Below are 18537 nucleotides of genomic sequence, written 5' to 3'. Positions count from 1 at the left end.
AAGGCGAGATTGCCGTCCCGCCTCTCCAGGCGGCAGACATGAAAAAGGGCGCCCGAAGGCGCCCTTTTCGCGAACTCTGTCCCGATGGCCCCCGCCCCCCCGGGGTGCCTCCAGGTTTCAGCGCTTCTTGGTGGTGGTGGCGGACACCTTGCGGACCTGCGGCTTGCTCGGCGCCGCCGTACGGGTCACCGCCGCGGTCGTGGTGGCGCATTCCGCCCGGCCATGCGGGTTGGCCAGGTTGTTCGCCACGGCGAGGCGCGACAGGGCCGTCACGTCACTCGGCGCTTCCAGGGCGGTCTTGATGAGGTCGGCGCTGTTCTGGCAGAAGCGCGAGCCCATCCGGATGCCTTCCTGCGACTGCACGTTCGCCAGGGAGGTGATGTAGCTGTCCAGCGCCTTCTGGCCACCGGCGCGGCGGTAGCTGGCGTCGATGGTCTTGTAGGCGCCGTGAAGCTGCGTGTTATAGCGCTTCACGAACTCGTTATAGACGTCCTCGTGCTTGCAGGTCAGCGCCACGACCATGAGCTGGCTCTGAAGGGCACGCACATCAAAGGCCGCCTTCTCGGACGGCTGGATGCAGGACTGGGCAAGGGCGGGCGTGGCGGCGCCGGCGAAGGCCGCTGCCAGGCCGGCGAGCAGAAAGCGAGACGGCTTCATCGCAGCCGGGTTCTCCGATCAAGAATGACGAGGGCACCCCCTGCCCCCACACCGCCCTATACTGGTCGCCAGCCGCCCTGCACAGGAGAGATTTTCGGGTAGCTGGATCAAGGGAGAGCAATGGCTTGCGCTTCGTTGCCGAAATGCCATGGCAGAAGCGTCAGGCAACCTTCCCCCATCTCGGACGCGGCTTCTGCACCCGGGCGAGGCGCGCGAGCTGCCGGTCCAGGAAGGCCAGCGTCGCGGCATCGTCCTCCGAGGGGTCGCCCATCCAGTAGGCCAGGACGCTGCCATAGAGCCCCGCCAGCGTCGCGCGCCGCGTGTACCAGGACAGGTCGTCGGAACGGTCACCCGCGGCCTCCCAGATCGCGCTGACGGTCCGCGCCAGGGTCCTGGCGGCGAGGCGGGCATTCCAGGGCAGCGCCTGCTGCGCCAGGGCCAGCCGCACCGCCTCCTTGTCGGGCCGGGCGAGACGGAGCCGGGTGGCGATCAAGGCACGGATTCGCTGTGGCGTCCGCAGCCCGGCCAGGTCGGCGGCCTCGGCCATCTCCCGGTCCGCCAGGTCGCACCAGGCTTCGAGCGCCCCGGCCACGCCGCCCGGAAACAGCGATTCCACGAGTTCCGGCGGCTGTCCGGCCGATGCGGCGCCGGCACGCAGGGCCGCCATGCTCCAGCCGAGGCGCGGCACATGCGGCAGGCTCGCCCGCAGCAGCGCATCCCGCTCCGGGCTGCGCTCCGGCGGCGCGATCCGGGGTGGGGGCGGCAGGCAGGCGATCACGAGGCGTGCTCCGACTCTTCCGCCTTCCGCCGCTCGGCGGCGGCACGGGCGAGTTCCTGCTCGAAGCCCAGCAGCGACAGGTCGGGCATGCGCATGGTGTAGAGCGTGCCCTCCAGATGGTCGTATTCGTGCTGCAGGACGCGGGCGCTCATGCCCTCGGCCTCGCCGCCGATCTCCCGCCCCTCCAGGTCCAGCGCCCGCCAGCGCAGCCGCTTCGCGCGCGGCACGCAGCCGCGCAGGCCGGGAATGGAGAGGCAGCCTTCCCAGCCGCTCTCGACCTCCTCGCCCAGCAGTTCCAGTTCGGGGTTGATCAGGGCGCGGCCGCCCTCCCATTCCCGCACGACGAAGAGGCGCAGCGGCATATGCACCTGCGGCGCGGCGAGTCCGATGCCCCCGGCATCGAGCATGGTTTCCACCATGTCTTCCGCCAGGCGGCGGATCTCTGGGTCACGCGGGTCGGCGACGGGCTCGGCACGCCGCAGCAGCACCGGATGGCCCATTCGCGCGATCTTGAGGATGGCCATCGACTGGTCCCTGGATAAAGAGAAACGGAAACCCCATCTGGGATGCCCGGTGCCGACTGGAAGGGCTTCCTTGCAGGCGGCGGACGTGCTATCGGCGCCGCTCCCGAGGATCGGGCGGCAGCGCCTGTGGTTCGGCACGTCTTTTATCACCCTTTTTGCAACAGGAGGACCGAGCCGCGTGCAGGTCGTCGTTCGGGATAACAATGTTGACCAGGCCCTGAAGGCCCTGAAGAAGAAGCTCCAGCGCGAGGGCGTCTTCCGCGAGATGAAGCTCCGCCGGCACTACGAGAAGCCGTCCGAGCGCCGCGCCCGCGAGGCCGCCGAGGCCGTTCGCCGCGCCCGCAAGGTCGAGCGCAAGCGCCTGGAGCGCGAGGGCTTCTGAGCCCTCTCCCCTTCCTGCGGGAAGGGTGCCAGAGAGCCGTTTGAAACACCGCGGTGCGGGCTCATCCCCGCAGACCGCGGTTTTTCAGTTTGGGGGTGCCCGTTCCGGGCGTCCCTGGCCGCGAGGCGGCGGATGATCCGCCTGCCGCGGGCTTCCGGGGACAGCATGGCCGCCCCCGGGCCGCGGGCAATGCTACTTCTGCAAGGCCTGCACAATCTCCTGCGTCACCTTCTTGGCGTCGCCGAAGAGCATCATGGTGTTGTCGCGGAAGAAGAGTTCGTTCTCCACCCCGGCATAGCCGCTGGACATGCCGCGCTTGATGAAGAACACCGTCTTCGCACGCTCCACATCCAGGATCGGCATGCCGTAGATCGCCGAGGACTTGTCCGTCTTGGCCGCCGGGTTGGTCACGTCGTTCGCCCCGATCACATAGGCCACGTCGGCCTCGGCGAATTCGGGGTTGATCTCCTCCAGTTCCTTCACGTCGTCATAGGGCACGTTGGCCTCGGCCAGCAGCACGTTCATGTGGCCGGGCATGCGCCCCGCCACCGGGTGGATGGCGTATTCCACCGTGGCGCCTTCCTTCTTCAGCAGGTCCGCCATCTCCCGCAGCACCTGCTGCGCCTGCGCCACCGCCATGCCATAGCCGGGCACGATGATGATCTTGCCGGCATTCTTCATGATGTAGGCGGCATCCTCCGGGGAACCGGACTTCACCGGCCGCGCCGGCTGCGCCGCCCCACCGCTGGCGGTGACCGCCCCGGAATCGGAGCCGAAGCCGCCCAGCAGCACGTTGATGATCGAGCGGTTCATGCCCTTGCACATGATGTAGGACAGGATCGCGCCCGAGGCGCCGACCAGCGCGCCGGTGATGATCAGCAGCAGGTTGCCGACGGTGAAGCCGATGCCCGCCGCCGCCCAGCCGGAATAGCTGTTCAGCATGGACACCACGACCGGCATGTCCGCGCCGCCGATCGGGATGATCAGCAGGAAGCCGAGCGCGAAGGAGAGGATCGCGATCAGCCAGAACAGCGCCGCGTTGCCGCTGGCCACGAAGCCGATCACCAGGATCAGCAGCAGGATGCCGAGCGCCAGGTTCAGCCAGTGCTGCCCCTTGAACAGGATCGGCGCGCCGCTCATCAGCCCCTGCAGCTTGGCGAAGGCGATGACGGAGCCGGAGAAGGTGATGGCGCCGATGGCGAGGCCCAGCGACATCTCCACCAGCGACTGGGCATGGATGTCGCCCGGCACGCCGATGCCGAAGCTCTGCGGCGCGTAGAAGGCGGCGGCCGCGACGCAGACGGCGGCGAGGCCCACCAGCGAGTGGAAGGCCGCGACGAGCTGCGGCAGCGCCGTCATCTGGATGCGGTTGGCCAGGTAGGCGCCGATGCCGCCGCCGATCACGAGGCCGGCCAGCACGATGGTGATGCCGCCGCCCGACATGCCGGGCTGTGCCAGCGTCGCGACCACCGCGATGCCCATGCCGATCATGCCGAAGAGGTTGCCGCGCCGGCTGGTTTCCGGGTGGCTCAGGCCGCGCAGCGCCAGGATGAACAGGACGGCGGCGACGAGATAGGCGAGCGTGGAGAGGGTGTGCGACATGCCCTCAGCCCTTCCGCTTGAACATCGCGAGCATCCGGCGCGTGACCAGGAAGCCACCGAAGATGTTCACGCTGGCCAGTGTCACGGCCAGGAAGCCGAAGACCTTGGCGGCGATGGAATCGCCCAGGCCCGTGGCCAGGATGGCGCCCACCACGATCACCGAGGAGATGGCGTTGGTGACGCCCATCAGCGGCGAATGCAGCGCCGGCGTCACGTTCCACACGACGTGGTAGCCGACGAAGCAGGCCAGCAGGAAGATCGTCAGCAGCAGCAGGAAAGGCTCCACCACGGCGGCGCCATGGGCGACCTGCTCCATGGCCAGGGGAGCATGCTGCTCCGCCGCCAGCCTCGCCTGGCGGGCGAGGTCCAGCGCCTGGGCCGCCAGGGCCTCGGCCCGGCCCGCCAGGGCCTGAGCAGCCCCTGGGACGGTCTCGTTCGGGTTCATCGGATGTCCCCCTCAGCTGTTCTGGAATTGCGGATGGACGACCGCGCCGCCACGGGTCAGCAGCACCCCGCGCACGATCTCGTCCTCCTCCGGCAGTCTCGGCATCCCGGCCTCCTTGTCCCAGAAGGTGGTCAGGAAGGTCAGCAGGTTGCGGGCATAGAGGCTGCTCGCCGCCGCCGGGATGCGGGCGGGCCAGTTGCGCCAGCCCAGCACCTTCACCCCGTTCTCCGTGGTCACGGCCTCCCCCGGCACGGTCGCGGCGCAGTTGCCGCCGGCCTCGGCGGCGATGTCCACCACCACCGAGCCCGGCTTCATGCCGGCGACCATGGCCTCGGTGAGCAGGACGGGCGCCTTGCGGCCCTGCACCAGCGCGGTGCAGATCACGATATCCGCCTTGGCGGCGGCGGTGGCCACGACCTCGGCCTGCTTGCGCAGGTATTCGGGGCTCATCGCCTTGGCATAGCCGCCGGCGGTCTGGGCGGCGGCGCTTTCCTCATCCTCCACGCCGACGAAGCTGGCGCCGAGGGACTTGATCTCCTCCTTCGCCGCCGGACGCACGTCGGAGGCCGAGACCCGCCCGCCCAGGCGCCGGGCCGTGGCGATGGCCTGCAGCCCCGCCACGCCCGCGCCCAGCACCAGCACATTCGCCGCCGGGATGGTGCCCGCCGCCGTCATCAGCATGGGGAAGCCCCGGTCGAAGGCCGAGGCCGCCTCGATCACCGCGCGGTAGCCGGCGAGGTTCGCCTGGGAGGAGAGCACGTCCATGCTCTGCGCCCGGGTGATGCGCGGGGCCAGTTCCATGGCGCAGGCGGTGATGTGGCGTGCCGCATAGGCCTGGTTGCGTTCCGGCGCGGAGGCCGCTTCCAGCGTGCCGATCAGCACCGCGCCCTCGGGGATCAGGGCGATCTCGTCCAGTTCCCCCTCGCCCGCCGCCAGCGGCGCGCGGACCTTGAGCACGATGCCTGCCCCGGCCAGCGCCGCGGCAGCATCGGGCGCGACCTCCGCCCCCGCCTCGGCATAGGCCGCGTCGGGAATGCCGGCGGACAGGCCGGCGCCCTTCTCCACCGCCACGACCAGGCCAAGCCCGATCAGCTTCTTCACCGTCTCGGGCGTCGCCGCCACCCGTGCCTCCGTGGCACGTCTCTCCTTCAGCACGGCCAAGCGCATGCAGGCTTCCCTCCGGGTTTCCGTTTCAGCCCGGTCACGATCACCGGGCGCCGGAAGGGCCGCAAGGGCACGCATCGCGAATTTAGGGAGGTTTTCGGCCCGGCCCCACGGGGAATCCCGTCATGGGGCGGCGGTCCCGCCACCGGAAAGGGCGGCGGGACCTCGGATTCGGAGCGGCCTTCAGTCCGAAGTCGGCACCTCCGCCTGGCGCAGCGCCTCGGCCTGCCGCGCCGCGAGGGCCTCCTCGTCATAGCCGGCGATCAGTTCCTCGAAGAGCCGGTGCCAGTTCTGCCGCGCCTTGAGCCGCAGGAAGGCGCTGCCCAGGCCGACCGTGGAACGGTCCATCAGCACGAATTCCCGCGGCGGCCGCACGCCGCCGGTCTTCTTCAGCCCGGCATGCACCTCCTCCGCCACCTTGCGCCCGAATTGCGGGTCCTGGGTCTCGGAGATCGGGCGGACCCGGTCGTCGATCAGCGGCTCGTGCAGGAAGCGCGCCCATTTCATCAGCACCTCCCAGGTCTCCCGCGGCAGGTTGCGGAAGCCCCAGGCCTCGAAGGCATGGATGGCCTTCTCGTCGTCGCCATCGCGCACCGCCTCGTAGAGTCGCACCACGGCGGTGACGAAGCGCGGCGGGAAGACGCGGATGGTGCCGAAGTCGAGCAGGTTGATCCCGTGCAGGTCGGACCGGATCTGGTAGTTGCCCAGGTGCGGGTCCCCATGGATCACGCCGTAGTGGTAGAAGGGCACGTACCAGGCGCGGAACAACACCCGCGCATAGGCGTCGCGCTCCTCCTGCGGCGGGTTCTCCTCGATGCGCGACTGGATCGCGCGGCCGTCGAGCCAGGTCATGGTCAGCAGCCGCTTGGTCGTCAGCTCCGGCACCGGCTCCGGCACGCGGATCTCCGGCTCGCCCGCCAGCATCAGGCGGTAGAGCCGCATATGGGCGGCCTCGCGCTCGTAGTCGAGCTCCTCGCGCAGGCGCTCGCTCAGCTCGGCATAGACGTCGTCGCTCTGGATCGAGCTATCCATGCGCGCGTAGATGCCCATGGCGAGGCGGAGCTGCCGCAGGTCGGCCTCCACCACGCTCGGCATGTCCGGATATTGCAGCTTGCAGGCCACCTCCCGCCCGTCCAGCAGGGTGGCGCGGTGCACCTGCCCCAGCGAGGCCGCCGCCGCCGCTTCCTGGCCGAAGGCGGAGAAGCGCGACTGCCAGGCCGGGCCCAGCTCGGTGGACATGCGCCGCCGCACGAAGGGCCAGCCCATCGGCGGGGCGTTGGACTGGAGCTGCGACAGTTCCCGCGCATATTCCTCGGGCAGCGCGTCGGGGATGGTGGAGAGAAGCTGCGCCACCTTCATCATCGGGCCCTTCAGCCCGCCCAGCACCGCCCGCAGGTCCTCGGCATGCGCGGACTTGTCGGTCTTCAGCCCGAGATAGCGCTCCCCCGCCACGCGGGCAGCGATGCCGCCCACGGCGCCGGAGGTGCGCGCCATGCGACGGATCTCGCCGAACAGGCTGTTGCCGCGTCTGGTGTCGCTCATGCGGTCCTCTTGACGGCCGGCTGTTCCAGCTCGGTGATGAAGCCGTCGATCACGTCGAGGCCCTTGTTCCAGAAGCCCGGGTCGGAAGCGTCGAGGCCAAAGGGCGCCAGCAGTTCCTTGTGCCGCAGCGTGCCGCCGGCGCGCAGCAGGTCGAGATACTTCTCCTGGAAGCCCGGCACCTCGCCGGACTGATAGACGCTGTAGAGCGCGTTCACCAGGCAGTCCCCGAAGGCATAGGCATAGACGTAGAAAGGCGTGTGCACGAAATGCGGCACATAGGCCCAGTACACGTTGTAGTCCGGCGTGAACTCGAAGGCCGGGCCGAGGCTCTCGCCCTGCACGCTCATCCAGATCTCGCCGATCTGCCCGGAGGACAGCTCGCCCTTCCGACGTGCCTCGTGCAGGCGGGATTCGAAGGTGTAGAAGGCGATCTGCCGCACCACCGTGTTCAGCATGTCCTCCACCTTGCCGGCCAGCAGCATGCGGCGGCGGGTGGGGTCGGTCTCGGCATCCAGCACGGCGCGGAAGGTCAGCATCTCGCCGAAGACGCTGGCCGTCTCGGCCAGGGTGAGCGGCGTGCCGGAGCGCAGATAGCCCTGCTTCGAGGCCAGGATCTGGTGCACGCCATGCCCCAGCTCATGCGCCAGCGTCATCACGTCGCGCGACTTGCCATGGTAGTTCAGCAGCAGATAGGGATGCACCGAGGGCACGGTCGGGTGCGCGAAGGCGCCGGACGCCTTGCCCGGGCGCGGCGGCACGTCGATCCAGGGGTTGTCGAAGAAGCGCCTGCCGATCGCCGCCAGCTCCGGGGAGAAGGCGTTGTAGGCGGCGAAGACCCGCTCCTTGGCCTCGGACCAGGGAATGGTGCGGTCTTCCTCGTCGGGCAGCGGCGCGTTGCGGTCCCAGTGCTGCAGCTTCTCCAGCCCCAGCCATTTCGCCTTCATGGCGTAGTAGCGGTGCGACAGGCGGGGGTAGCTGGCGCGCACGGCGGAGACCAGCGCGTCCACCACCTCGTCCTCGACCATGTTGGCGCGGTTGCGGGAGGAACCGGGGCGCGGGTAGCGGCGCCAGTTGTCGATGATCTCCTTGTCCTTGGCCAGGGTGTTGGTGATCAGCGAGAAGAGCGGGGCACGCTCGGCGAAGGCCGCCGAGACCCCCTTGGCCGCCGCCTCGCGCACCGCACGGTCCTTGTCGGAGAGCTTGTTCAGCGCCGAGGAGACGGTCAGGTCCTCCGCCCCCACGCGGACCTTCATGGCGGCGACGGTCTCGTCGAAGAGGCGGTTCCAGGCGGAGCGGCCGGTCACCTCCTTCTCGTGCAGCAGCTTCTCCAGCTCGTCGGAAAGCTGGTGCGGGCGGAACACCCGCAGGTCGCGCAGCCAGGGGCGCCAGGCGGCCAGGCCAGCGGATTCCGCCAACTTGGCCTCCAGCACGGAATCCTCCAGCCGGTTCAGCTCCAGCGTCAGGAAGAGCAGGTGACTGCTGATGTCGGTCGCCCGCTCCTGCATGGTCTGGTAGAAGCGGCCATGTTCCGGCTTCGTGGCATCGCCCGCGAAGAGGAGCTGGGCGAAGGACAGCACCCGGCCCAGGATCTCCTCCACCGCCTCATAGCGCCGGATCGCTCCGGCCAGGGCGTCGCCGGACAGGTCCGCGAGCTTTCCGGCGGCCTCCGCCTCCAGCGCCCGGGCCTCCGCCTCCGCATGGCCGAGATCGGCGTTGAGCTTCGGGTCCTCGATCCCCGCATAGAGGTCCGACAGATCCCATTCCGGCAGGGCCTCGCCCCCGCCGCCCCCGGCGCGGCCGGAGATGTCGAGGGTGGCGCGGCCATGGCGGAAGGAGTCGGCTAGGCAGGTCGGTCGAAACATGGAAATGCGTGCGCCTCGCGGGAGGAGTGGAACGGCCTGGATATATGACCACCCCGCCTCCCACCAAGACAGGCGGGCGATGACGATAGGGGGAAGCGCGGAATGACGGAACGCTGGGAGAGCCTCCCCGGCATGCTGCTGGGCCTGGCCGCGCGCTGGCGCGACCGCCCGATGCTGCGCCACTGGGTCCGGGACGGATCGGCCGCGGAATGGCGACGGATCAGCTGGGCCGGCTTCGCCCAGGCGGTGGCCGCCACCGCCGCCGGGCTGCGCGCCCGCGGGGTGATGCCGGGCGACCGCGTGCTGCTGGTCAGCGAGAACCGGCCGGAATTCCCCATCGCCGACACCGCCATCATGGCCATCGGCGCCGTGACCGTGCCGACCTACACCACCAACACCGTGGCCGACCACGCCCATATCCTGCGCGACTGCGGCGCCCGGGTGGCCATCGCTTCCACAGCCGATCTGGCCGCGAAACTGGCCGGGGCGGCACGGCTGGCCCAGGGCGGACAGGGCGGCAACGATCCGGGGCTCGACCTGCTCGTCTGCATGGAGGAGGCACCCGGAACCCTGTCCTGGCAGGCGCTGACCGCCGACCCGGGCGACCTCGCCATGCTGGTGGCGGAGGTGGCGCAGATCCCGCCCGGGCGGCTGGCCTGCCTTGTCTATACCTCCGGCACCGGCGGGCAGCCACGCGGCGTGATGCTGCCGCACCGGGCCATGCTGGCGAACCAGGCCGGGCTGGCGGAGGTGGTGGCGCGGCTGAAGCTCGACGGGGAGCGCTACCTCTCCTTCCTCCCCCTCTCCCATGCCTATGAGCATACGGTGGGCAACTTCCTGCTGCCCTCGCTCGGCATGGAGGTGGTCTACAGCCGCGGCGCCGACCGGCTGGCCGCCGAGTTCACCGAGATCGAGCCCGCCCTGGTGACGGCGGTGCCGCGCCTGTTCCAGGTGCTGCGCCACCGCATCCTGGCCCAGCTCGACAAGGAGCCCGCCTGGAAGCAGCGCCTGTTCCACCGCGCCCTCGCCCTCGGCCTGCGGCGGATGGACGGGCCGCCCCTGTCCCTGCTGGAGCGGATCGAGGACGCGGCGCTGGACCGGCTGGTGCGGCGCAAGCTGCGCGCCCGCTTCGGCCGGCGGCTTGTGGCGCTGGTGTCCGGCGGCGCGCGGCTCGATCCGGAACTGTCCGGCTTCTTCCTGGCGCTCGGCGTCACCGTGCTGCAGGGCTATGGCCAGACGGAGGCGGGTCCGGTGGTCAGCGTCAACCTGCCCTGGGACAACCGCCGCGACAGTGTCGGCGCCCCCCTGCCGGGCGTCGAGACGCGGATCGCCGAGGATGGCGAACTCCTGCTGCGGGGGGAGCTGGTGATGGACGGCTACTGGAACGCGCCCGAGGCGACCGAGGCGGCGCTGGAAGGCGGCTGGCTGCACACCGGCGATATCGGGGAGATCGACTCGGCCGGCCATATCGTGATCAGCGATCGCAAGCGGGACTTCATCAAAACCCTGGGAGGTGACATGGTGAGCCCCGCCAAGATCGAGGGGCTGCTGATGGGGGAACCGGAGATCGCCCAGGCCGTGATCGCCGGAGAGGGCCGTCCGGGCGTGGTGGCGCTGCTGGTGCCGGCGGATGGCGCGGAGGACCGGGTCGGCCCCGCGGTGGACCGGGTGAACAGGCGCCTGTCCGGCATCGAGCGCATCCGCCGCTGGCGGGTGGTGGAGCCCTTCACCGTCGAGAACGGGCTGATGACGCCGACCATGAAGGTCCGCCGCCGGATCGTGCTGCAGCAGCATGCCCCGCTGGTGGAGGCGCTGTATTGAGTCACCGGATCCACATCCTCGGCGCATCCGGCAGCGGCACGACGACCCTGGGCGCGGCCCTGGCGAAGCGCCTCGGCTGCCCGCATGAGGATACCGACCTCTATTACTGGCGGCGGACGGACCCGCCCTTCACCACCAAGCGGCCGGTGCCGGAGCGGCTCGCCCTGCTGGAGCAGGCGCTGGACGATGCCGCGGGCTGGGTGCTGAGCGGCTCCATGATCTCCTGGGGCAAAAGCCTCGTGCCCCGCTTCGACCTGGTCGTCTTCCTGAGCCTCGATCCGGCGGAACGGATGCGGCGCCTCCTGGCGCGGGAGGAAGCGCGCCACGGCGCCCGCATCCGTCCGGGCGGCGACATGGCCGAGGCCAGCGCCGCCTTCCTGGCCTGGGCCGAGAGCTACGATACGGCGGGGCCGGAAATCCGCTCCCGCGCCCTGCACGAGGGCTGGCTGGCCGGGCTGCCCTGCCCTGTTCTGCGGCTGCGGTCGGAGATGCCGGTGCCGCAACTGGTGGAGCGGGCCTGCGCCGAACTGGCGCGCATTCCCGGGCGGCGCCGCACGCGGCCCGCCAGCCTGCTGACGTAGCAGGCGCCGGAACGGTGCCGGCCCGTCCTAATCCCCCCGTCCTAATCTCCCACCGGCTTCCCGCGCATCCGCTTGATCTCGCCGCGCCGGACCTTGCCCTCCACCCGGCGCCGCTTCTCCCCCTTCGGCACGCGGGTGGCGATGCGCGGCACGGGGGGCACCGCCGCTTCGCGCAGCAGCTCCAGCAGGCGTTCCAGCGCATCCTCGCGGTTCCGCTCCAGCGAGCGGAAGCGCTGCGCGGCGATCACCACCACGCCCTCCGAGGTCAGCCTGTGCCCGGCGAGCCGGGCCGCCCGCGCCTTCACCGCCGGGGGCAGCGAGGGCGAGTTGCGCAGGTCGAAGCTGAGGCGGACGGCGGTGGAGACCTTGTTCACGTTCTGCCCGCCCGGCCCGGAGGCACGGACGAAGCTTTCCGTGATCTCGTCCTCGCGCAGCGCCAGCCGGGCATTGACCGGGATCAGCTTCCCGCTTCGTCCCCCCTGCCCCGGCTCCTCTGGCGCCACGCGCGGCGCCTCACATGCCGAGCGCGCGGCGGTAGAGGTCGAGCAGGGTCTCCTGCTCCTCCACCTCGGCGGGCTCCTGCTTGCGCTGGCGGATGATCTGCCGGATCACCTTGACGTCGAAACCCGCGGACTTCGCCTCGCCGAAGATGTCCTTGATGTCGTCGGCCAGCGCCTTGCGCTCCTCCTCCAGCCGCTCCACCCGCTCGATGATGGAGCGCAGACGGTCCGCGGCGATGCCGCCGACATCGGTGTCCTGCTCCTGGTCCTGATCGGTCACGTCCGACATATGTTCATCCCCGAAAGGCGCCGGGTATAGCCGCCGGGAACAGCCGCGCCAACACGCCGTGCCGGGCCGCGCCGTCTGGCAGCCCGCCGCCCGCCGCATGGCCCCGCCCGAATCCGCGCCGGCCCCATTGGCAGCCTCACCGGCCGCTGTAGGTTCCGCCGGGAACATGGAGCAGGCAGCGAGGATGAGCGAAGCGGAGATCGTTCCCCCCGGCACCGGAACGGTGCGGCTGGGCATCATCGGGGCGGGGATCATGGGAGAGCGCCTGTTGCGCGCCGCCGCCGGGCAGGACCGGGTCCTGGTCACGGGGCTCTGGGACCCGGCGCCGGAGGCGGTCGCACGCCTCGGGGCGGAGCTGCCCGGCACGCCCTTCCAGCCCTCCGCCGCCGCGGTGATCGAGAGTGCGGATTGCGTCTATGTCGCCTCGCCCCCCGCCACCCACCTGCCGCATGCCCGCGCCGCGCTGAAGGCCGGCAAGGCGCTGTTCTGCGAGAAGCCCCTGGCGGTGGATGTGGCCGATGCCGGCCGCTTCCTGCGGGAGGCGCGGGGAGCCCGGGCCGCCGTCAACTTCCCCTTCGCTTCCTCCCCCACGGTGGAGCGGCTGCGCGAATGGCTGGACGGCGGCGTCATCGGACAGGCGGAGAGCCTGGCCATCACCGCCGATTTCGCCCGCTGGCCGCGGGGCTGGCAGCATGCCGCCGCCGGCTGGCTCGACGGCCCCGCCCAGGGCGGCTTCACGCGGGAGGTCGTGTCGCATTTCCTGTTCCTGGCGCGGCGCCTCTTCGGCCCGCTGGTGCTGCTCCAGGCCCGGGCGCTCTTCCCCGAGGCGGGGCGCAGCGAGCGCGCCATCGAGGCCCGGCTCACCGCCGGGGGCCTGCCGCTCAGCCTGACCGGCTCGGTCGGGCGGGTCGCGGAGGACGAGGCGAACAGCTTCACCGCCACCGGCCGTTCGGGCGCCGTGCGGCTGCGGAACTGGGCGCTGGCGGAACGCCGCGACGCGGCCGGCGGCTGGCAGGGCGATCCCTCCGCCATGCCGCATGAGAAGGCACGCCCGTTGACGCTGCAACGCCAGCTCGACGGCGTGGCGCGCATGACCCGTGGCGAGGCGCATCATCTGGCGACGCTGGAGGAAGCCTACGAGGTGCAGAGCATCGTCGAGGCCATCCTGCGCAGCGGCGAGGCGCCGCTGGCGGGCTGAGGCCGCCGGGCGAGGCGCCCCGGCGCCTTCAGCCCGCGCGGGCCGGCACCGCCCGTTCCGCTGGCGGCAGCGTATCCTGCCCCCGGTGGAGCAGGTGCGTCATGGCGGCGGTGCCGAGGATCGGCACCAGCAGGTTCGCCACCGGCACCACCGCCAGGGCGGCGAGGATGCCGCCCAGCAGGAAGACCTGCACCCGGCGGCGGCGGCGCAACAGCCGCGCGGCGGGCACGGGCATGCGCCGCTGCGCCACCCCCTCGAAGAGCCCGTTGCCCAGGGCGATGGCGGCCACCACCCAGAGCAGCGCCGCCCCCACCACCGGCAGGGCGAAGGCCAGCGGCAGCAGGACGAGGTTCAGCAGCAGCACCTGCAGCGTCAGGCGCAGGTTGTAGCGCGCCTGCGCCGCCAGGGAGGCGCCGCCGGAGGGCGGCGGCAGCCAGGGGTAGAAGCGGCGCTCCACCGCCTCCGCCACCTGGTCCGTGAAGAAGCCGGCGATGGCCAGCATGATCGGCACGAAGAGCCAGATGGCCGAGAAGAGCACCAGCAGCCCGCCCAGCACCCCGGCCAGGGTGGCGATCCAGCCCTGCCCCCCGGCGGCCATGCCGGCCAGGGCGGACAGCCCCCAGTCGGCCAGCCAGACCAGCAGGCCGAAGCTCAGGACGGCGCCCAGCAGCCCCTTCCACAGCGGCCCCCGGAAGCCGGGGTCGCCCAGTTGCCGGAAGGGCAGCCAGAGGCTCGCGAGAACGGCGGACATTCCCGTCGCGTTACTCCCCTGCCCTCAGTGGCCGGGATTGGCGGCGGCGAAGGCGGCCTTCTGTTCCGCCGTCGCCTCGCGCTGGTGCTTCGCCTGCCATTCCTTGTAGGGCATGCCGTAGATCGCCTCGCGCGCCGCCGGGTCCTCCATGGCGATGCCCCGGTCGGCGGCGGCCTCGCGGTACCAGCGCGACATGCAGTTGCGGCAGAAGCCGGCGAGGTTCATCAGGTCGATGTTCTGCACATCCGTCCGGCTCCGCAGATGCGCCACCAGCTTGCGGAAGGCGGCGGCCTCCAGCGCCTCGCGCTGCTCGGGCGTGAGATGGGCGGCGGCGCCGGTGTCGATGATGGCCTCGGGCTGCGGTGCGGGCATGCGGGTCCTCCGGAATGCGTCCGGCGGCACAAGTGGCATCGCCGCCCCCGCTTCGCCAGTCTCCCCCCCTTCGAGCGCCGTGACCTGCGGCAGCCCATCGGCCGCCAGCGTCGCATAGCCTGGCAGGTTGTTGATCCGACCCAGATGCAGCAGCGGCCGCCGCGCCCCGCACCGGCTCGGGCAGCCACGGGCCGGCATAGTGCTCGCGCCGGGTGCGCCGCTTCCCCTCGATGTTCGAGCCGATCCACGGCTCGGCCTTCGACATCGCCGGCAAGGGCATCGCCAACCCCATCGCCACCTTCTGGACCGGCGCGCAGATGCTGGAGCACCTGGGCGAGAAGGAGGCCGCAGCGCGGCTGATGCGCGCGGTGGAGCGGCTGACCGCCAGCGGCCTCCTCACCCCCGACCTGGGCGGCAAGGCGACCACGAAGGAGGTGACCGAGGCGGTCTGCGACGCTATCCACAGCGCCAACGTCTGATCCTCCGGAGGGCCGCCCGCATGAGTGAATCCGAAGCCTCGCAGGGCCGATCGCACACGGCGCCGGCCGAGGCCGGCGATCCCTGGGCGCGGCGGACCCTCCGGAAGCTCTTCGAGGCCGGGCTGCGCGCGGCCGATCCGCGCGCGGTGCTGGCGAAGCACCTGCCGGAGAAACCGCGATCGGGCCGGGTGCTGGTGCTGGGCGCCGGCAAGGCCTCGGCGCTGATGGCCCAGGCGCTGGAGGAAGCCTGGCCCGACGTGGCGATGTCGGGCCTGGTCGTCACCCGCTACGGCCATGCCGTGCCGACGCGGCATGTGGAGATCGCCGAGGCCAGCCATCCCGTGCCCGACGCGGCGGGCGAGGCGGCGGCTCGGCGGATGCTGGCGCTGACGGAAGGGCTCAGGGCGGAGGATCTGGTGATCTTCCTGGCCTCGGGCGGCGGCTCGGCCCTGCTGTCCCTGCCCGCCCCCGGGCTGACGCTGGCCGACAAGCAGGCGGTCAACCGCGCCCTGCTCGCCTCCGGCGCCACGATCGGCGACATGAGCATCGTGCGGAAGCACCTGTCGGCCATCAAGGGCGGGCGGCTGGCGGCGGCCTGCCATCCGGCGCGGGTGGTGACGCTGGCCATCTCCGACGTGCCGGGCGACGATCCCGGCACCATCGCCTCCGGCCCCACCGTGCCCGAGGCCGCGGGCTATGCCGAGGCGCGCGCCATCCTGAAGCGCTTCGGCATCGCCCTGCCCGAGGCGGTGGCGCGGCGGCTGGCGGAAGCCTCCGATCCCGTGCCCAAGCCGGGTGACCCGCGCCTGGCGGGCAGCGAGTTCCGCCTGATCGCCACGCCGATGATGGCGCTCCAGGCCGTGGCCCGGGAGGCCGCCGCCGAGGGGCTGCACCCGATCATCCTGGGCGATGCTCTGGAGGGCGAGGCGCGGGAGCTGGGCACGGTGCTGGCCGGCATCGCGCGCTCGGTGGCCGATCACGGCATCCCGGCGCCGAAGCCCTGCGTCATCCTGTCCGGCGGCGAGACCACGGTGACGATCCGCCACCCCGAGCCCGGGCGCGGCGGGCGCAACACCGAGGCGCTGCTGGGCTTCGCGCTCGCCGCCGCCGGGCGCCCCGGCACCTGGGCGCTGATGGGCGACACGGATGGCATCGACGGGGTGGAGGAGGCTGCCGGTGCCCTGGCCACGCCCGACACCCTGGCCCGCGCCCGGGCGCTCGGCCTCGATGCGCGGGAGGCCCAGGCCGTCCACGACGCCACCGGCTTCTTCGCCGCCCTCGGGGACCTGGTGGTGACCGGGCCCACGCTGACCAACGTCAATGACCTGCGCATCGTCCTCGTCGCCTGAGCCCCCGAACCCGGGCGCGTGGCCAGGGCGTGACCGGCCCCGGCACGGTTGCTAGGGAACATATCGATGCCGCGCTTGGCCCGCCCCCTGCTCCGCCTCCTGGCCATCCTGCTGCTGCTGCAGTGGGCGGGCGGGATGCTGCCGCATCTCCTGCCCGGCATCTCCCACGGTGTCTCCCCGGACGGCGTAAAGGGCGAGACGGTGATGATCTGCTCGCCCGACGGCATGCGGACGATCCAGCTCGGCGAGGACGGACAGCCGGCCGGGCGGGATGCCGCCCCGCCGCTCTGCTGCCTCCTCTGCCCCGGCCCCATGCCGGGCGCGGAACCGACGCCCCTGCCGACGATCCAGGGTCCGCGCGAGGCTACCGCCCCGGCCATCGCCACCTTGGCGCTGGTCCGCCTTTTCTCCTTTCTTGATCCGCCACGGGTCCGGCACTCCCGCGCCCCTCCCTTGGCCTGAAGCGAAACCCTCCTCATACGCCGTTTCCTTCAGGAGAACTCTCTTGCCCGACCATTCCCATGGATGGCTGCCCGAGGTCGCGCGCCTCGGCCACATCCTGCGCGTGCGCCGCCATGCCCCCGGCCGCCGCCCCCGCTCCGCCGGCCCGGGAAGCGCCGTATGAGCGCCGCCAATCCCGAGCTGCGGGCCTTCATCGCCCGGCTGCACTTCCTGATCGGCCTGTTCGTCGGCCCCTTCCTGCTGGTCGCCGCCTTCACCGGCACGCTCTACGTGCTGACCCCGCAGATCGAGAACGCTCTGTACCGCGACGTGCTGCGCACCGATACGACCGGCCCGGCGCACAGCCTGGAGGCACAGGCCGAGGCCGCGCGTGCCCTGGTCGGTCCGGCGCCGCGCCTCTCGGCGGTGCGGCCCGCCATCGCGCCGGGCCACACCACGCGGGTGCTGTTCGCACAGCCCGGCCTGGGCGATTCCGAGAGCCGCGCGGTCTTCGTGGACCCGGTGACGCTGGCGATTCGGGGCGACCTCACGGTCTATGGCACCACCGGCGTCCTGCCCTTCCGCACCGCGCTGGATTACCTGCACAGCAACCTGATGCTGGGCGCCTACGGGCGCGCCTATAGCGAGCTCGCGGCCTCCTGGCTCTGGATCATGGCCCTGGGCGGCGTGCTGCTCTGGCTCTGGCGGCGCACCGGCCGGCTGTCGCGGCAGAATCCGGCGAACCGGCGCCTGCGGACGCGGCGACTGCACGGGCTGATCGGCGTCACCGTCTCGCTCGGCCTCCTGTTCCTCTCGGCCTCCGGTCTGACCTGGTCGCAATGGGCCGGGGGGCGGATCGGCGTGCTGCGCGCCGAGATTGGCTGGGTGACCCCGTCGGTAAGTCTCGCCCTGCCAGCGGACGCGACGGATGCAGCCCGGGGCTCAGCCGGAGCGCCCGGCGCGCAGCATGCAGAGGAACATGCGGGCCATCACGCCAGCGGCGCGGCGATGCCGGCCACCGCCGCGTCGCCAGCCCTGTCGGCACCGGTTCCGCAGCTCGACGCCGTGCTGGCCGTGGCACGGGCCGCCGGTATCAATTCGCCACTGGTGGAGCTTCGCCTGCCGCGCAGCGGACAGGCCTGGGTGGTGCGGGAATTCGACCGGAACTGGCCGACGCAGGCGGATACGGTGGCCATCGACCCGCGCACGCTGGCGGTGACGGATCGCGCCGACTTCGCGGACTTCCCTCTGGTCGCCAAGCTGATCCGCTGGGGCATCGACCTTCATATGGGCCTGCTCTTCGGGCTGGCGAGCCAGGTGCTGATGGCAGCCACCGGGGTCGGGCTGATCGCCGCGACCCTCTATGGCTACCGCATCTGGTGGCAGAACCGCCCCGCGCCCGGAGCGCCGCCCAGGACGCTGCTCCATGCATTCCTGCGCCTCTCCCTGCTGCAGCGCGGGTCGGCCGTGGCGGTCGCGCTGGCACTGGGCTGGGCACTGCCGGTCGCAGGCGTCAGCCTGATCGGCTTCCTTGCGGTGGATGTACTGCGCTGGCGGCTGTCGCGGCCAGATCCGCGCGCGCTGCCGGCGGAGTAGGCGGCCGCGGGACCGGTCGCGACGGCGCTGGATGGTCCGGCGTCGCGTTTTCGGCCCGGGGGAAGGCTCCGGCTGAGGCATGGCCTCAGCCCCCCATACTCCTCTGTCCGCCAGGAGCTCCGGTCTCCCATTGGGGCTCCTGAACCTGCCATTCGCTGGCCCTCGCTGCGGCCGGATGCAAGATGCCGCCCCGGCCGGGGCCGA

Annotated in this window: 20 protein-coding genes; 8 read left to right on the top strand and 12 right to left on the bottom strand. The window is 71.5% G+C overall.

Going from position 1 to position 18537, the window contains the following annotated elements:
- Positions 1-117: 117 nt before the first annotated feature.
- The 3 genes from MVG78_RS11115 to def form a co-directional block, all read right to left on the bottom strand.
- The gene (locus tag MVG78_RS11115) at positions 118-657 is read right to left on the bottom strand and encodes a hypothetical protein (RefSeq protein ID WP_247551474.1); all 540 of its coding nucleotides are present in this window, start codon (positions 655-657) and stop codon (positions 118-120) included.
- Positions 658-817: 160 nt separating this feature from the next.
- Positions 818-1435: a COQ9 family protein gene (locus MVG78_RS11110; RefSeq protein WP_247551472.1), complete on the bottom strand. Its 618-nt coding sequence runs from the start codon at positions 1433-1435 to the stop codon at positions 818-820.
- Entirely contained in the window at positions 1432-1959 is a 528-nt protein-coding gene (gene def / locus MVG78_RS11105) for a peptide deformylase (RefSeq protein ID WP_247551470.1), read from the bottom strand. Before def ends, MVG78_RS11110 begins: the two co-directional genes overlap by 4 nt.
- A 178-nt stretch (positions 1960-2137) precedes the next feature.
- On the opposite strand from def, the gene rpsU reads away from it, so the two are divergent.
- On the top strand, positions 2138-2341 hold the full coding sequence (gene rpsU, locus MVG78_RS11100) for a 30S ribosomal protein S21 (RefSeq protein ID WP_019459559.1): 204 nt from the start codon (positions 2138-2140) through the stop codon (positions 2339-2341).
- Between the two features lie 192 nt (positions 2342-2533).
- Here the strand turns inward: rpsU and MVG78_RS11095 are convergent, their stop codons facing one another.
- The 5 genes from MVG78_RS11095 to MVG78_RS11075 form a co-directional block, all read right to left on the bottom strand.
- Entirely contained in the window at positions 2534-3943 is a 1410-nt protein-coding gene (locus tag MVG78_RS11095) for an NAD(P)(+) transhydrogenase (Re/Si-specific) subunit beta (RefSeq protein ID WP_247551468.1), read from the bottom strand.
- 4 nt (positions 3944-3947) lie between these two features.
- Positions 3948-4388, bottom strand: coding sequence for an NAD(P) transhydrogenase subunit alpha part 2 (locus MVG78_RS11090; protein ID WP_247551466.1), 441 nt, complete (start codon positions 4386-4388; stop codon positions 3948-3950).
- 12 nt (positions 4389-4400) lie between these two features.
- Positions 4401-5555 carry a Re/Si-specific NAD(P)(+) transhydrogenase subunit alpha gene (locus MVG78_RS11085; protein WP_247551464.1) on the bottom strand — a complete coding sequence of 385 codons (1155 nt, stop codon included), beginning with the start codon at positions 5553-5555 and terminating at the stop codon, positions 4401-4403.
- 180 nt (positions 5556-5735) lie between these two features.
- On the bottom strand, positions 5736-7094 hold the full coding sequence (locus MVG78_RS11080) for an ABC1 kinase family protein (protein WP_247551462.1): 1359 nt from the start codon (positions 7092-7094) through the stop codon (positions 5736-5738).
- Positions 7091-8956: a M3 family oligoendopeptidase gene (locus MVG78_RS11075; protein ID WP_247551460.1), complete on the bottom strand. Its 1866-nt coding sequence runs from the start codon at positions 8954-8956 to the stop codon at positions 7091-7093. The genes MVG78_RS11080 and MVG78_RS11075 overlap by 4 nt, the downstream gene beginning before the upstream one ends.
- Before the next feature lie 102 nt (positions 8957-9058).
- Here MVG78_RS11075 and MVG78_RS11070 point away from each other — a divergent pair, with 102 nt between their 5' ends.
- Entirely contained in the window at positions 9059-10777 is a 1719-nt protein-coding gene (locus MVG78_RS11070) for an AMP-dependent synthetase/ligase (protein WP_247551459.1), read from the top strand.
- Entirely contained in the window at positions 10774-11358 is a 585-nt protein-coding gene (locus tag MVG78_RS11065; protein ID WP_247551458.1) for an AAA family ATPase, read from the top strand. The genes MVG78_RS11070 and MVG78_RS11065 overlap by 4 nt, the downstream gene beginning before the upstream one ends.
- Positions 11359-11399: 41 nt before the next feature.
- Here the strand turns inward: MVG78_RS11065 and arfB are convergent, their stop codons facing one another.
- A complete protein-coding gene (gene arfB, locus MVG78_RS11060; protein WP_247551457.1) occupies positions 11400-11861 on the bottom strand; it encodes an alternative ribosome rescue aminoacyl-tRNA hydrolase ArfB in 462 nt (153 codons plus the stop codon).
- 10 nt (positions 11862-11871) lie between these two features.
- On the bottom strand, positions 11872-12147 hold the full coding sequence (locus tag MVG78_RS11055; RefSeq protein ID WP_019459568.1) for a DUF2312 domain-containing protein: 276 nt from the start codon (positions 12145-12147) through the stop codon (positions 11872-11874).
- Positions 12148-12331: 184 nt separating this feature from the next.
- On the opposite strand from MVG78_RS11055, the gene MVG78_RS11050 reads away from it, so the two are divergent.
- A complete protein-coding gene (locus MVG78_RS11050) occupies positions 12332-13345 on the top strand; it encodes a Gfo/Idh/MocA family protein (RefSeq protein WP_247551456.1) in 1014 nt (337 codons plus the stop codon).
- A 28-nt stretch (positions 13346-13373) separates the two neighbouring features.
- Here the strand turns inward: MVG78_RS11050 and MVG78_RS11045 are convergent, their stop codons facing one another.
- Positions 13374-14096, bottom strand: coding sequence for an EI24 domain-containing protein (locus tag MVG78_RS11045; protein ID WP_247551455.1), 723 nt, complete (start codon positions 14094-14096; stop codon positions 13374-13376).
- 24 nt (positions 14097-14120) lie between these two features.
- A complete protein-coding gene (locus MVG78_RS11040) occupies positions 14121-14468 on the bottom strand; it encodes a DUF1244 domain-containing protein (protein ID WP_247551454.1) in 348 nt (115 codons plus the stop codon).
- A gap of 212 nt (positions 14469-14680) precedes the next feature.
- On the opposite strand from MVG78_RS11040, the gene MVG78_RS11035 reads away from it, so the two are divergent.
- The 4 genes from MVG78_RS11035 to MVG78_RS11020 all read left to right on the top strand — a co-directional run bounded on the left by MVG78_RS11035 (position 14681) and on the right by MVG78_RS11020 (position 18333).
- Positions 14681-14947 (top strand): isocitrate/isopropylmalate family dehydrogenase, encoded by a 267-nt coding sequence (locus tag MVG78_RS11035; protein WP_428480643.1) that lies wholly within the window; start codon positions 14681-14683, stop codon positions 14945-14947.
- A 20-nt stretch (positions 14948-14967) separates the two neighbouring features.
- Entirely contained in the window at positions 14968-16296 is a 1329-nt protein-coding gene (locus MVG78_RS11030) for a glycerate kinase type-2 family protein (RefSeq protein ID WP_247551453.1), read from the top strand.
- Between the two features lie 66 nt (positions 16297-16362).
- Positions 16363-16758 (top strand): DUF2946 family protein, encoded by a 396-nt coding sequence (locus MVG78_RS11025; protein WP_247551451.1) that lies wholly within the window; start codon positions 16363-16365, stop codon positions 16756-16758.
- Positions 16759-16917: 159 nt separating this feature from the next.
- The gene (locus MVG78_RS11020; protein ID WP_247551449.1) at positions 16918-18333 is read left to right on the top strand and encodes a PepSY-associated TM helix domain-containing protein; all 1416 of its coding nucleotides are present in this window, start codon (positions 16918-16920) and stop codon (positions 18331-18333) included.
- Positions 18334-18537 lie beyond the last annotated feature (204 nt).

The organism is Roseomonas gilardii subsp. gilardii, from assembly GCF_023078375.1.
Taxonomy (GTDB): Bacteria; Pseudomonadota; Alphaproteobacteria; order Acetobacterales; family Acetobacteraceae; genus Roseomonas; species Roseomonas gilardii.
This window is presented reverse-complemented; position numbering and strand designations above follow the sequence as displayed.

Coding starts and splice junctions, on each gene's coding strand:
- MVG78_RS11115 (WP_247551474.1), bottom strand. CDS start 657: ATGAAGCCGTCTCGCTTTCTGCTCGCCGGCCTGGCAGCGGCCTTCGCC.
- def (WP_247551470.1), bottom strand. CDS start 1,959: ATGGCCATCCTCAAGATCGCGCGAATGGGCCATCCGGTGCTGCTGCGG.
- MVG78_RS11095 (WP_247551468.1), bottom strand. CDS start 3,943: ATGTCGCACACCCTCTCCACGCTCGCCTATCTCGTCGCCGCCGTCCTG.
- MVG78_RS11090 (WP_247551466.1), bottom strand. CDS start 4,388: ATGAACCCGAACGAGACCGTCCCAGGGGCTGCTCAGGCCCTGGCGGGC.
- MVG78_RS11085 (WP_247551464.1), bottom strand. CDS start 5,555: ATGCGCTTGGCCGTGCTGAAGGAGAGACGTGCCACGGAGGCACGGGTG.
- MVG78_RS11080 (WP_247551462.1), bottom strand. CDS start 7,094: ATGAGCGACACCAGACGCGGCAACAGCCTGTTCGGCGAGATCCGTCGC.
- MVG78_RS11075 (WP_247551460.1), bottom strand. CDS start 8,956: ATGTTTCGACCGACCTGCCTAGCCGACTCCTTCCGCCATGGCCGCGCC.
- MVG78_RS11070 (WP_247551459.1), top strand. CDS start 9,059: ATGACGGAACGCTGGGAGAGCCTCCCCGGCATGCTGCTGGGCCTGGCC.
- MVG78_RS11055 (WP_019459568.1), bottom strand. CDS start 12,147: ATGTCGGACGTGACCGATCAGGACCAGGAGCAGGACACCGATGTCGGC.
- MVG78_RS11050 (WP_247551456.1), top strand. CDS start 12,332: ATGAGCGAAGCGGAGATCGTTCCCCCCGGCACCGGAACGGTGCGGCTG.
- MVG78_RS11045 (WP_247551455.1), bottom strand. CDS start 14,096: ATGTCCGCCGTTCTCGCGAGCCTCTGGCTGCCCTTCCGGCAACTGGGC.
- MVG78_RS11040 (WP_247551454.1), bottom strand. CDS start 14,468: ATGCCCGCACCGCAGCCCGAGGCCATCATCGACACCGGCGCCGCCGCC.
- MVG78_RS11030 (WP_247551453.1), top strand. CDS start 14,968: ATGAGTGAATCCGAAGCCTCGCAGGGCCGATCGCACACGGCGCCGGCC.
- MVG78_RS11025 (WP_247551451.1), top strand. CDS start 16,363: ATGCCGCGCTTGGCCCGCCCCCTGCTCCGCCTCCTGGCCATCCTGCTG.
- MVG78_RS11020 (WP_247551449.1), top strand. CDS start 16,918: ATGAGCGCCGCCAATCCCGAGCTGCGGGCCTTCATCGCCCGGCTGCAC.